Origin of the sequence: Myxococcus qinghaiensis, assembly GCF_024198215.1 — a bacterium.
Taxonomy (GTDB): domain Bacteria; phylum Myxococcota; class Myxococcia; order Myxococcales; family Myxococcaceae; genus Myxococcus; species Myxococcus qinghaiensis.
Genome location: NZ_JAKCFA010000003.1, coordinates 204,808 through 218,379, shown reverse-complemented (window position 1 = coordinate 218,379; position 13,572 = coordinate 204,808). Strand labels below are relative to the sequence as shown.

6 protein-coding genes are annotated in these 13,572 nt (G+C 69.5%); 5 read left to right on the top strand and 1 reads right to left on the bottom strand.

Annotated elements, in window-relative coordinates:
- Positions 1 to 39: 39 nt before the first annotated feature.
- Positions 40 to 1,875 (bottom strand): fibronectin type III domain-containing protein, encoded by a 1,836-nt coding sequence (locus tag LZ199_RS05960; RefSeq protein ID WP_253992668.1) that lies wholly within the window; start codon positions 1,873 to 1,875, stop codon positions 40 to 42.
- 303 nt (positions 1,876 to 2,178) lie between these two features.
- Here LZ199_RS05960 and LZ199_RS05955 point away from each other — a divergent pair, with 303 nt between their 5' ends.
- From LZ199_RS05955 to LZ199_RS05935, 5 genes are all read left to right on the top strand, one after another.
- A complete protein-coding gene (locus LZ199_RS05955; RefSeq protein WP_253992667.1) occupies positions 2,179 to 2,601 on the top strand; it encodes a YciI family protein in 423 nt (140 codons plus the stop codon).
- 433 nt (positions 2,602 to 3,034) lie between these two features.
- Entirely contained in the window at positions 3,035 to 4,531 is a 1,497-nt protein-coding gene (locus LZ199_RS05950; RefSeq protein WP_253992666.1) for an SDR family oxidoreductase, read from the top strand.
- A 24-nt stretch (positions 4,532 to 4,555) separates the two neighbouring features.
- The gene (locus LZ199_RS05945; protein ID WP_253992665.1) at positions 4,556 to 11,023 is read left to right on the top strand and encodes a type I polyketide synthase; all 6,468 of its coding nucleotides are present in this window, start codon (positions 4,556 to 4,558) and stop codon (positions 11,021 to 11,023) included.
- 26 nt (positions 11,024 to 11,049) lie between these two features.
- Positions 11,050 to 12,144: a fatty acid desaturase family protein gene (locus tag LZ199_RS05940; protein WP_253992664.1), complete on the top strand. Its 1,095-nt coding sequence runs from the start codon at positions 11,050 to 11,052 to the stop codon at positions 12,142 to 12,144.
- A gap of 297 nt (positions 12,145 to 12,441) precedes the next feature.
- Complete coding sequence (locus LZ199_RS05935) at positions 12,442 to 13,518, top strand: NADH:flavin oxidoreductase (RefSeq protein WP_253992663.1); 1,077 nt, start codon at positions 12,442 to 12,444, stop codon at positions 13,516 to 13,518.
- Positions 13,519 to 13,572: the final 54 nt, after the last annotated feature.

Sequence of the window (13,572 nt, the reverse complement as noted above, 5' to 3'; positions counted from 1 at the left end):
GGCGCAATGCTCGCCTGCGCCGGGCCTGTAGGGGCGTGGCTACGGGTAGGTGTCCAGGTACGCGCGGTGGCTGTTGGAGAACTCGAAGTTCGTGAACTTGTCCCAGTTGATGGACCAGGTCATCAGGCCCTTGAAGCCCGGGTAGCCCGCGGTGTTGCGCAGGACGTAGGTCCCACCGAAGGACTGGCCCTTGATGAGGTAGTCGAGCGCCTTGTGCACATTGGCCGGCGTGGTGTACCCGCCACCCGCCGCCTGCGGCGAAGAGGGCAGGCCGATGAGAATCTGCTCAGGCCGGAGCGCGGGGAATATCGCGCTGCTGTTGCCTCCCACGGGGAAGCCGCGCAGCAGCATCTCCGCCATGGCGACGTGGAAGTCCGGCGTGCTCTGCGCGTAAGCCCGGCCGTCAAGCGCCGTGACAGTCCCGGTGTTGTAGTGCTGCACGTGCAGGTACGTGAGCCTGTCGCGCAGCGCGTAGATGACGGGCAGGTACGCACCCCAGGGGCCGCCGTAGGCCGCCATGCCACCCTGCACATAGGCCGTCTCCGGCGCCATGGTCAGGATGAAGCCGGAGCCATTCTGGTTGAGCAGCTGGCGGGTGGCCTGGATGAGGTTCGTGATTCGCGGCGTGGTGGGAGTGCGGAAGTCCGTGTCGCCGCCATTGAGGGAGAGCGAGCTGCCCTCCAGGTCCAGGTCGAACCCGTCGAAGCCATAGGTGTCGATGAGGCCCTGCATGGTGGTGACGAAGTTCTGCCGGGCGGCGGCGTCATCCAGGTGCACCGTGCCGTTGGCTCCGCCGATGGAGATGAGCACCTTGCGCCCCTGGCTCTTGAGCAGGGCGACGTCCGCCTTGAAGTCCGCGACGCTGGAGTTGTACGGCGTGAAGGCCATGTTGCCGGAGCCGGCGCCGCCCACGGGCTCGGCGAACGCGACCTGGATGACGTTGAACTTCGCGGAGATGTCGCGCAGCCGGATGTTCGTCGAGCCGTTGTCGAAGTTGTGCCAGTAGCCGACCAGCAGCTTGTTTCCCACCGGCTGCGTCCCCGTCGTCGTCGCGGAGATGCTGTTGCTCGCCGACGAGCGGTTGCCTGCGGCGTCCCGCGCCTTCACGGTGAACGTGTACGTCGTGTTCGCGGCCAGCCCCGTCACCGTGACGCTGGTGGCGCCCGTGGTGCTGGCGGACGCGGACGCACTTCCATTGACGAAGACCTCGTAGCCCGTGACGCCGACGTTGTCCGTGGACGCGCCCCAGGCCAGCGACACGCTGCTGCTGCTCACGCTGGTGGAGGTGAGGCTTGTGGGAGTGGAGGGCGCCACCGTGTCGTTCGCCGGGCGGGGCGACGTCGTCACGCTGTGCGCGGTGCTCGCGGAGGAGCGGTTGCCCGCGGCGTCACGCGCCTTCACGGTGAAGGTGTACGTGGTGTTCTCCGCGAGGCCCGTCACGGTGACGCTGGTGGTCCCGGCCGTGGACGCGGACGCGGTGGCGCCTCCGTTGACGAAGACCTCGTAGCCGGTGACGCCCACGTTGTCCGTGGACGCGCCCCAGGACAGCGACACGCTGTCGAAGGTCTTCGCGGTGGAGGTGAGTGAAGCGGGTGTGGAGGGGACCTGCGTGTCGGGCTGCGGATTCCCCGTACGCTCCAGCCACAAGGCCAGGACGTTGGGCGGCTCCCAGCCCACGAGGGAATGATGGGACTGACGGCAGTCGTAGGCCTTGCCTCCATAGGAGGCGATGTCGCCCACGGTGTACTGCGTGTTGGGAGCCCAGGCCCCTCGGTCCGCCGCGAAGGCGGACGTGGGAAGCAGGGTGCTGAGCAGGGTGACGAAGGCCACCAGGGCGGTAAATGTCGCCCGGGAGAGGTGTCCTGGAAGCTGCATGGCGTCTGCCTTTCGGCTTGGGGGAAACCGAAGAGAGCGGACCGCCCACTTTTTCGGGTCATTCCATTCTTTTCGTTTTCCTTCGCGCCCGTGGACCGGGCGAGCGACCGGCTTCGTGATTTCCGGCGGAGCGCGCCCCATTTTCTTCGAGGACGGGCAAGGACGGCCTGTCATTTCGCGGGTTTGACGCCGGCCTTCGGAAAATAAAAAGGCCGTGTCGATCTCCCGCGAGTCTGTTCGACGAAGAAGTAGAGCCCGGGACAACGGGCACGTACGAACCCCAGGAACCTGAAGGAGAACGACATGCGATTCATGGTGCTGGTCAAGGCGACGAAGGACTCGGAATCGGGAGCACCGCCGGACGAGAAGCTGATGGCCGAGATGGGGAAGTACAACGAGGAGCTGGTGAAGGCGGGCATCCTCCTCGCGGGCGAGGGACTCCACCCCAGCTCCAAGGGCGCGCGCGTGCGCTTCTCCGGGACGAGCCGGACCGTGATTGACGGCCCGTTCGCGGAGACGAAGGAGTTGGTGGCCGGCTTCTGGCTGTGGCAGGTGAAGTCGAAGGAAGAGGCCATCGAGTGGGTGAAGCGCTGCCCGAACCCGATGCCCGGCGAGTCGGAGATTGAAATCCGCCAGGTCTTCGAGATGGAGGACTTTGGCGCGGAGTTCACGCCGGAGCTGCGTGCGCAGGAAGAGCGCATGCGTGAGCAGATTTCAAAGCGCTAGGCGCCTCGGCCCTCTCCCACACCCCGCAGAACGCACGCGGCCCCACTCCAGTGCGGGGCCCGTGCGCGATATCACCCCGGCGATTTCTTGTCGCGTTACCTGTCGTGAGAGCCCTTGGTTCTCGCGATGTCTGTGTTTTGTGCGGTGGATTGAACCCCGCCTGTTGATTCCTGTCACCCCCGCATGGACATGGCTGGCCATGGTGGTGGAGGAAGGTCCGGAGTGAGCCCGTTTGCGTGAGGAATTCCGCGACCTGCTCAAGCTGGAGCCTGCTGTTGGTCGTCTCGCTCGCGAGGATTTATTCCCGAGCGAAGTCGCTCATGACTGTCTTTTGGGTCGCCTGAGCCGGGTCGCGAAGCAATGTCAGACCCATGGTGCACAACGCACGTGGCTTATTGATCTCCATGCGGTTCTCGAATTGTGAGGGTTCACCATGTCCCCGTCATTCCAGCAGGGCACTCGTTCGCCTGTGCAGGTCCTGGAGCAGATTCGTCGTTGCGCGGCGAGCGTCACGCGGTATCCGCTCGATATCCTCACCGCCGAGGCCCACCTCGAGGACGAGCTCGGCATCGACTCCGTGAAGCTCGCCGAGATTGCCGCCGTCGTGGCGCGGGAATTCAATCTTCCGGTGGAGCGGCTGCCACGTGGCGCGAAGGCTCGGACGCTGGGCGCCATCTCCGAGCGTGTGGCGGAGCTGCTGGCGGAGGTGGCGCCGGCTCCCGTCGCGGCGCTGGAGGTCGCTCCCCCGTCGGGTGGTGTCGCCCCCCGTCCCCCCGTGGCGCCTGCCTCGCCCGCGACTTCTTCGGACCTCGAAGCCCAGGTGCGTGCCGTGTTCGCCCGGGCCACCCGCTATCCGTTGGAGTTGCTGACGCTGGAGGCGGACCTGGAGGATGAGCTGGGCATCGACTCCGTCAAGCAGGCGGAGGTGATGGCGGTGCTCGTCAAGGAGCTGGGGCTGGAGGTAGGGCCCAAGCCCTCCCAGCGACTGCGGACGCTCTCCGCGCTGTGCGAGGCGATTCGCATATCGCGAGGCGCGGTGAGCGCGCCTCCTCATGCGGTGGAGCAGCCTGTGCGAGCCGCGCCTCCGCCCGCGGTGGCCCGGCTTCCCTTCGAGGGGAAGGTCGCGCTCGTCACGGGCTCGGGCAAGGGCATTGGCAAGGTCATCGCCATGCGGCTGGCCAGCGCGGGCGCGACGGTGGTGGTGAACTCGTTCCACTCCCGAGATGAAGGGGAGCGGACGGCCCAGGAGATTGTCGCGGCGGGGGGCAAGGCGCTGCACCTGTGGGGTTCCGTCGCGCAGGAGGAGCACCTGGAGCGGCTGTTCGCCGCCATCTCCGAGCAGTTCGGCGGGCTGGACTTCCTGGTGTGCAATGCGTCCAACGGCTTGATCGGGCCGTTCGACCGGATTTCTCCGCGCGACTGGGACAAGGCGTTCCGCACCTGCGTCACCGGCACCTACGAGTGCGCCATGCGCGCGCGTCCGCTGATGGCACGGCGGGGCGGCGGGGCCATCGTCACGATGTCCACGTCCATGTCCCAGCGGTACATGCATGACCTGGGCTGCCAGGGCGTGGTGAAGGCCGGAGTCGAGTCCCTCACGCGCTACCTGGCCGCGGAGCTGGCTCCCGAGGGCATCCGCACCAACTGCGTGTCGGCCGGGCCGGTGCACGGCGAGCTGCTGGGGATGTTCCCCAACGCTCCTGGGCGTGTCGCGCGCTGGGAGGGGGCCACTCCGGGCGGACAGCTCTGCACGGCGGAGGACGTGGCCGACGTGACGGAGCTCCTGCTGGGGTCGAAGACGCAGCGGGTGAACGGCGCCGTCTGGGTGGTGGACGGCGGGCTCTCCAGCACGGTGGATGGCTTGTTGCCCGCCGGCCAGCGGCCTTCCAACGGACACGACGTGCGGGCGCTGCTCGCCCTGGATTCCTGAACGCCTTCGAAAGGGGAGAACGCCATGGGTTACTTCGCTGTCCCGTACGTCATCCATTTCGATGACACGATGGCCTACGGGAGCCATCACTTCCTCACCAACTTCAAGTTCCAGTGCGCGGGCCGCGAGCACCTGCTCTTCGGGCCTCACTTCTTCGAGGTGCCGGAGTTCCGCCGCGACTTCGACCGCGTGCTCCTGCTCACGTATGAGGGGTACTCGCGCAACCTCGCGCCCGCGAACCTGGGCGACCGATTGGTGGTGCTGACGTCGTTCGAGGAGTGGGGCGAGGTGTCGGTCCGCTACTGCTTCCGGACATTGAAGCAGGACGGCACGCCCGTGGCCTGCGGCTACCAGACGGTGCTCTGCGCCGACAAGCAGACCGGCGCCCTCTGCCCGTTCCCTGACTCGTTCCGGCTGGGCTTCGAGACCCTGGCCGGGATGTCGGAGTCCGTGGCGCCGCTGAGCTTCCGTGAGCGCGCGCTCAAGGGTGGCACCTCCATGTCGGAGCTGTTCTCCGAGAGCGTCCGAGCTTTGGCCAGGCAGCTCCTCGCGGACCCGGCCACGTTGGGCTCGCCTCGTCTGGTGGAACTCGCGCCGACGCCCGCGCGGACTGCTCGGGAAGAAGCGCCTGACTTGGCGCTGCCCGCCGGTGCCACCGCGTTCCTGTTCGCGGGACAGGGCTCGTTCGAGCCCGGGCTGTTCGCGCGGCTGCGGCTCCTTCAGCCGGAGCTGCGGGGCGAGCTCGCGGCGGTCGAGGAGGTGGCACGGCGATACGGGTTCGAGGCGGGGCCCTTGCTCGCGGCCCGGGATGCGGACGAGGTGCGGCGTGCGCTGGAGCAGTCGCCCCGGTTGGACCAGCTCGGCATCTTCCTGGTGGGCGTGCTCGGAGCGCGGTGGCTGATGCGCGAGGGACGGGCCGCCGACATCTTCGTGGGCCACAGCTTCGGGGAGATCGCCGCGATGACGGCGGCCGGGGCCATGGACCTGCGAGGGGGCGCGGAGGTGGTGTGCCTGCGCAGCCAGGCGCTCCTGAAGGTGTCGGACGACCTGGGAACGCTCGCCGCCGTCGCGCTGGGTGAGGCGGAGACGTCGCGGGCCATCGCGGACTGTGGCGCGGCGGGGCTGGTCATCGCGGGCCGCAACCACGCGAAGCAGACCGTGGTGGCGGGGGCGCGCGCGGAGCTGGAGCGGCTCCGCTCCCACCTGGAGCAGCGCGGACAGGGCTTCACCTTCGTGGTCAGCCGGTATCCGTTCCACCATCCCGGACTGCGGAGCGCGGCGGAGGCGTTTCGTGCCGCGCTCGCGCGTGTCGAGATGCGGCCACCTCGGGGGCCCATCTATTCGCCCATCGAGCGACGCGTCTACACCGGAGCGCCGGGGGAGCTGGCGGACGCGCTCGCGTCGCACCTGGTCCACCCCTTCGACTTCCAGGGCGCGGTGGAGTGGTTGTCGCGCTCGGGCTGCACCCGCTTCCTGGACTGCGGAACGGAGGGACGACTGGCGCGCATCGTCCAGCGCGTCCTCCCGTCGACCGCGCTCACCGAGCTGAGCGCCATCGCCGGGATGCTGCCCTCGGACTCGGTCCCCGTGGTGCCGGCTCATGATGAGGCGACGGGGGCGGCACCGGAGGTCGCCATCGTCTCGCTCGGGTGTCTGTTTCCGGGGGGCGCGTCGGACCCCGAGGCCTACTGGCGGAACATCCGCCAGGGCGTGAGCGGCATCATCGACCCGGGAGCGAGCGACCCCTCCCTGGTCACCGACTTCGTGGGACCCACGGGAACGCCGGACCGCGCCTACACGCTCCTCACGGGCACGGTGCGAGACGCGGACCTGGTGGCTCCGCGAGGTGTCGACCCCGTGCGCTTCCAGCGGTACGTCCGGGAGCAGAAGCTCCTGGCCATCGCGCTCGCACAGGGGATGGCGGGGCTGGAGGCCATCGCCGCGCGCTCACCCGAGCGCATCCAGTGTCTGCTCGGCTCCACGGCGGAAGGGTCGGCCGAGTACGACGCGGCGCTCAGCCTGGAAGCGGGAGAGGCCCTCCTTCGCGCGGACGGGATGCGAGGGGCTGACCTCGCGTTGCTGTCACACGCGGCGCGCTCGGTGATGGGAGTGGAGTCCCGCTCTTCCGAGCTGGCGCCGCATCCCACGCTTCAGGCGGTGGTGACGGACGTCGTTGGACGGGGTGTCTCGACGGTGTTGCTCGATGCCGCGTGCGCGTCATCGCTCTATGCCATCGCGCTGGGGATGAAGTCGCTCCAGCAGGGAGACGCGGACCTGGTGCTGGCCGGCGGAGTCTTCTCGCCGGGTCCTGGCAACAGCTGTCTCTTCTCCCAGTTCAACGGGCTCTCGGGGACGGGGAGTCGTCCGTTCGACGAGCGGGCGGATGGAGTCATCTTCGGAGAAGGCGCGGGCGTCGTCGGGCTGATGCGGCTGTCGGACGCGCTCTCCGCGGGGCTTCCGGTGCGCGCCATCGTCCGGGGCACCGGGCTGTCCAGTGACGGGCGCAGCAGCTCGGCGAACGTTCCGCGCGTCGAGGGCCAGGTGTCCGCGATGAAGGCGTGCTACGCGGCGGCCGACATCGACCCGGCCACCATCCAATACCTGGAGGCGCACGGCACGGCCACGCCGGCGGGAGATGCCACCGAGCTGAAGTCGATTGCGAAGGTCTTCGGTGGCAAGCGCCAGGGCATCCAGCTCGCGAGCGTGAAGGCGTTGATTGGTCACGTGGGCTGGGCGGCGGGCGCGGCCTCGGTCATCAAGCTGTGCAAGGCGCTGGAGCACCGGCTCATTCCCCGGCAGGCGAACTTCGAGCGACCTGGCGCGGAGCTGCGAGCGCTGGGGCCCGACTTCGAGGTGAGTCTGAACGAACAGCCCTGGCCCGAGAATGGCGAGCATCCTCGTCGTGCCGCCACGAATGGCTTCGGCTTCGGGGGAACGAACGCGCACCTGGTGCTCGAGGAGTATCGAAGCGGGCGCGTTACGCCGAGCGCCTCGGTCCGCACGGCCCCGCTCGGCGAGCTGGTGGTGGTGGCCGCCGAGGGAGTGTTCCCGGATGCGAGCGGCCTGCCGGGTGTCGGTGTGCCTTCCGAAGTGGGGGCGCGCTTCGATGCCTCGGCCTTCCGGCTGCCGTCTTCGCTGCGGCTGTTGCCGGACATCGCCGAGGACATGGACCTGACGCAGGGGCTCGCGCTGACCGCCGCCAGTGCGCTCGTCCAGAAGCTGAAGGGCTTCGACGACCTGCGCGCGGGAACGGCCCTCGTGCTCGGGCTTGAAGGCAAGACGCGCCGAGGAGTGGAGGCCATCCAGCGCGTGCTGGCCGCGTCCATTCGTCGCAAGCTGCGAGAGCGTGTCCTGCGGGCTCCAGACCAGGCTGCCTTGTTGCCGCTGGCGGAGCGCTTCCACGACGTGGTGCTTGGCTCGCTGCGCCCATCCGGGCCCTACACGCTGCAAGGGATGATGGCGAACGTCACGCCGGGGCGGGTGGCGGGAGCGCTGGATGTGAAGGGCCCCAACTTCGTGGTCGATGCAGGCGGGGCTTCACTGGCCGCCGCGCTGAAGGCCGCGCGAGGGGTCCTGGAGACGGGGTTCGAGCTGGTGCTCGTGGGCGGCGCGCACGTGCTCCGACCGGGGGCCGTCGCGAGTGGGTCGCAGCCGGAAGAGGGGCTGATGCTCCTGGCTGTCACCACGGCCGAGAAGGCCGCGCGGCGGGACCTGAAGGTGCTGTGCCGCCTCCAGATGTCGGAGGCCAGGGACTCGCGAGCTGGAGCCAGCCACGTGCTGCCTCCTCATTCGGCGCAAGAGAGCCTGGAGGTCCTGCTCGCGGTGCGGGCCGCCGCTGAAGGACGTCCCGCCACGCTGCGGTTCCATCCGGATGCCGCCAGCGGCTCCCGCCTGGAGCTTCAGCTTCTGCCGGAAGGGCACGCACGTCAGGAAGCAGCGAGTCACTCGCGATTGGAGCCTCAGCTCCCTTCTCCGTCGTCCACGCAGGCCGTGAAGTCGACGACCGAGCAGGTCGCCGCCGAGGATTCATCCAGTGGCTTCGACCACGCCGCGCCCATTGGCTACTACTCGCCGGTGCTCGTGGAGCAACCGGCGCGCTCGTCGCGGCCCGTGCGGCGCGAGGGGCGGCGCGTCCTCGTCATCGCGGGGGATGAAGCGCTGGCCCATGAGCTGGAGCCCCAGGCACGCCGACTGTTCGGGCCTGACTTCCTCGTGCTCTTCGCCGGCGAGGCGAAGTCCACGGGACAGGTTCGCGGCATCGACCTGACCCGCGAGGAGACCGCCGAGGCGGCGCTGGAGGCGCTGGGCTTCTCGCCCCAGCTCATCCTCGCCGTCGGTCGAACCGAACCTGACGCACGCGAGGCGGAGGTGGTCTCCGACACGGCGCTGCGCCACGAGGCGCTGGAGCTGCTCTTCCTCGCCGCCCGCCGTTCCTATGAGCAGCTCCTCGCCGGCGAAGTCACGCTGGCGAGCCTGTGCGTGGGCGGCGTGGGCCCGCGGCGCGTCCTGCACCCGATGACCGGTCTGTTCGCCGGCATGCTCAAGTCGATTGCTCGCGAAGTCCCGGCGCGAAACGTTCGCGCCATCGCGACCTCAAAGCGCGGCTTGTCGGAGGCCTTGGAGCAGGCCCTGGCCGAGCTGAGCTCGCAAGAGGAGGACGCTTGCTCGGTCGAGGTCTGCTTCGATGGAGAGACGCGGTGCGTGCGTCGACTTCGCCCCTCCGCCACTCCGGCGTCGGGTGCGTCCACGCTCGACTCCAGCTCCGTGGTGCTGCTGACAGGCGGCGGACGAGGTGTCACGGCGGTGCTCGCCGGCGCGCTCCTGAAGCGGTACGGCTGCACGGTGGTGCTCCTGGGGCGCAGCGACCCGGAAGCCGCGCCCGAGCGGGTGCTCCACGCCTCCGAGGAGCAGCTCCCCGGACTGGAGCGGGAGTTCTACGCGTCGGAGCTGGCGGCGAAGCCGGGCACGCGGATGCCCGAGCTGCGCGCGCGCTTCGAGCGGTACCTCGCGGTCCGGGAGCTGCGGTCCACGCTGGTGGGCCTCGCCAGGCTTCCAGGCCGCATGGTCTACCGCGTCGCGGACGTCACCAGCCCGGGCGACGTGGCGCGGGTGATGGACGAACTCACCCGGGAGCACCGACGCCTGGACCTGGTGGTCCATGGAGCGGGCACGCAGACGTCCAAGAAGCTCAACCGTCGGCGACTCGCGGAGCTGCGCACGAACCTGGACACGAAGCTGCTCGGGCTGCGCAACCTGCACGCCGCCTGCGCGAGCCGCTTCGAGCGGCCCGTGCCCTTCCACGTCCTCACGTCCGCGTTCAGCTTCATCGGCAACGACGGGCAGGCGGACTACGGCGCGGCGAATGAGGCACTGGACCGCCTGTGCGCCTGGGTCAGTGACGCCCAGCCAGGGACGCCCTGGTGCAGCGTGGGCTGGCTGGCCTGGGATGGAATCGGAATGACGCGAGGCTCCGAGTACCGCGTGCTCGGCGCCACCCGGAAGCTGCGAGGGATTCGAGCGGAGGAGGGCGAGGCGCTGTTCCTGCAACTCCTCGAGGGTCCCTCGCGCGAGTCCATCCACGTCCAGCTCACCGAGAGCGAGCGTTCCTACTACGGCCTGGAGCTGCTTCCCGCGGAGTCCCCGCCACCGTCGAAGCCGTCCGCCGTGCTGAGGGACCTCGTGGTCGATGCCGCGAGCGTGCCGTGCCTGGAGGACCACCTCATCCGAGGCACGCCCACGCTGCCCGGGGCCTGGGCGCTGGACTTGATGCTGCGCGCCGCGGTGGGAGACGGGCGACCGGAGCTGCGCACCGTCACCATGGAGGACGTGAAGTTCTCGCGCTTCATCCGGGTGAAGACTGGCGGGCGTCAGGCCTTGAGGGCCGAGTGCACCCAGCTCATCGACGAGCCCGGCCGGCACTGCGTGAGGGTGAAGCTGCTGGGCGACATCGTCCATGCCTCCGGCGTGGTGCTCGAAAGAGACCTCGTCTTCGCGGAGGCCCGCTTCACGTTGTCGGCCCAGCCACCCCGGAGCATGCCGGGGCTCGATGCGACGACGTCCTCGGGACGCGGCCTGTCCGCGGAGGACCCGCACTGCGCCCTGGGAGGGCCCATCGAGCTGCGCAAGATGTTCGACTGCCTGGAGGACATCCGCCTGGAGCGCTCGGCGCGCTTCGCGAGCATGGGGCTGCCCGCGCGGCGAGAAGAGGCGGGGGGCAGCGTGCCCGCCCTCGTCCTGGATGCGGCGATGCGGCTGAGCGCGATGCATGTGGAGGGGGTGTCGAGCGTCGTCTTCGCGCCTGTGCAGATGGGGCGAGCCACCTTCGACCGGGGCCTGGTGGGCAGGACGGATGCACCGGTGAGGCTGTCATTGAAGGCGCTGAGCCCCAGACAGGAGGGTGACGTCGTCCAGTGCGGCGCTGTCGCGGCGGTCGACGAGGCGGGCCGACTGCGAATGCTGCTCGAGGGCGGCCTCGCGCGGCCCATGGCTTGAACCTTTTCTCCATCGGAGTGAACACCATGCCTTCCACCGCACTGTCGACGGAGTCCCTGTCCATTGATGACCCGAAGTCGCTCCGCGCGGAGCTGCGTCGGGTGATGCCTCCTGAAGCCTTCGAGCCACAGCCCCAACGAGGGGTCGCCGCGCTGGCGCTGGTGCCAGTGAACCTGGGGTTGATGGTGCTGCTGGGCTGGGGCGACCTGCCCTGGTGGCTCTGCCTGCCGCTGTCGCTCCTGCTCGGGCAGACGGTCACCAGCGTGGGGCTGGCCGCACATGAAGCGCTGCACCACTCGGTCTTCCGCAGCCGGCGCTGGGAGGAGGTGCTCGGGTGGGCGGGCTTCGGCCTGTTCCTCGTCACGCCGGGCACCTGGCGGGCCTGGCATGTCCAGGCGCACCACAGCGCGGCGAATGTCCACGAGCGGGACCCGGACATCCTCCCGCGTCAGCAGGACCTGAGCACCCAGTGGTTCGCGCGCCTGTTCCACGCGATTTCGCCGGGCTCGGGCACCTGGGTCAGCTACATCAGCTTCTTCCTGTTCTTCACCGCGCAGGGTCAGGCGTTCCTGTGGCACCACATCCGCCAGCCCCAGCTGCGGCACGTGCGCATGAACCTGGTGAAGGAGCGCGTCCTCACGGTGCTGTTGGCCGCGGGCTGGCTCGCGCTGGGCTTCGCCATGGGACCGCGCGGCGCGCTCTTCGCGCTCGTCATTCCCCACCTCGTCGGCAACTTCACGCTGATGATCTACATCGCGACCAACCACTGGCTCCGGCCGGCGTCCGAGGACAATGACAATCCCTTCGTGAGCACCGCCAGCGTGGAGACACATCCGCTGATGAACTGGGCCCACTTCAACTTCAGCTATCACCAGGAGCACCACATCTTCCCGTCCATGAGCCATCGCTTCGGGCCGCTCTTGCGGCAACGGCTGCGGGATCTCAAGCCGGAGGCCTCCGCCGTCTTCCCCCATGTCCGCGCCCTGCGCGCGCTGTACTCGCGCCCGGCGCTGTACTCGCCCACGGACGGCTCCGTCCTGGTGGGCAGGGACGGCACTCCCTCGGTGAGCACGGAGGAGCTGCGCAGGCGACTGGACGCTCCGGGGCAGGCGATGTCGTGAGAGCGGGGACGCCTCGGCGCCGATGCGCTGCTCCGAGGCGTCCTTCGCGTCCGCGCCGGGCTGCTTCCCAGTCCGGGAGTGAGGGGCGTTGACGGGCCTGGACTCGGGGCTGCCCTTCTCCCGCAATCTGTCCATGGATGCGCTCGCCGGACCCATGCGGAAGGAGTGGACGCCCGCCGGATCTGTCTCCCGTCCACCGGGCCTGTGAAAAATCGCCTGACGGGGGTGCGACGGCCCCTCGTTCCTGGCATCAGAGCGCCCAGCCTCCTCTGGCCCCTTCGCGGGAGATGCACGCACATGGCAGGACTCTTCGACCCCCTGGCGCTCCGTGAGAACGTCGTCGCGCGCAACCGCATCTGGCTCGCGCCGCTCACGAACCAGCAGAGCCATGCGGACGGCACTCTGTCCGATGATGAACTCCACTTCCTGGCACGGCGCGCGGACGGGGGCTTCGGGCTGGTGGAGACCTGCGCGGCGCACGTGGAGCAGGACGGCAAGGCCTGGCCGGGCGAGCTGGGGGTGCACGACGACGCGATGCTGCCGGGCCTGCGCAGGCTGGCCGCGCGAATCCACCAGGGCGGCGCGCTGCTGTCCGCGCAGCTCTTCCATGGCGGCCTGCGGGCCGACCCCGCCGTGAGCGGCCTGGAGCGCTGGAGCGCGAGCGCGCACTCCGAAGAGGCGGACCGGTGCAGGGCAGGGACGGAGGAGGACATCCAGGGCGCCATTGACGCGTTCGCGAGCGCGGCGCGCCGCTGCGCCCAGGCGGGCTTCGACGGCGTGGAGCTCCACGGCGCGCATGGCTACCTGCTGTCGCAGTTCCTGAGCACCACGTACAACCGTCGAGAGGACCGCTGGGGCGGCTCGCTGGAGAATCGCTCGCGGCTCATCCGAGAGACACTGGCCGCCGTCCGGCGCGCGGCGCCCGGCCTGGTCCTCGCCGTGCGGCTGTCTCCCGAGGACTTCGGGCAGGCCAAGGGCCTGGACCTGGACGAGACGCTGGAAGTCGCGCGGATGCTCGCCCAGGAGGGCATGGAGGTCCTCCACCTGTCCCTCTGGCGCTCCGCGCTCAACACCCACAAGCGGCCCCAGGAGCACGCGACGACCCTGTTTCGCGCGGCGGTGCCCTCGCGAGTCAAGATTGTCGTGGCGGGAAACATCTGGACGAAGGAGGACGCCGAGGCGCAGCTGGCGCTCGGTGCGGACGCGGTGGCCCTGGGCCGCTCCGCCATCGCCAACCACGACTGGCCCGAGCGCGTCCGCCGGGGCGACGCCATCCAGCGCGCCCCCATCCCCGCGGAGGTGCTGCGGCGGGAAGGCGCATCGGCGGGCTTCGTCGATTACCTGCGCGCCTGGAAGAACTTCGTCGTCCCATAAGGGCGGAACCAGTGGGGGGCCCTGGCTTGTGGGGGCCCGGGTCTCCTGGAACCC

Coding starts and splice junctions, on each gene's coding strand:
- LZ199_RS05945 (WP_253992665.1), top strand. CDS start 4,556: ATGGGTTACTTCGCTGTCCCGTACGTCATCCATTTCGATGACACGATG.
- LZ199_RS05940 (WP_253992664.1), top strand. CDS start 11,050: ATGCCTTCCACCGCACTGTCGACGGAGTCCCTGTCCATTGATGACCCG.
- LZ199_RS05950 (WP_253992666.1), top strand. CDS start 3,035: ATGTCCCCGTCATTCCAGCAGGGCACTCGTTCGCCTGTGCAGGTCCTG.
- LZ199_RS05955 (WP_253992667.1), top strand. CDS start 2,179: ATGCGATTCATGGTGCTGGTCAAGGCGACGAAGGACTCGGAATCGGGA.
- LZ199_RS05935 (WP_253992663.1), top strand. CDS start 12,442: ATGGCAGGACTCTTCGACCCCCTGGCGCTCCGTGAGAACGTCGTCGCG.
- LZ199_RS05960 (WP_253992668.1), bottom strand. CDS start 1,875: ATGCAGCTTCCAGGACACCTCTCCCGGGCGACATTTACCGCCCTGGTG.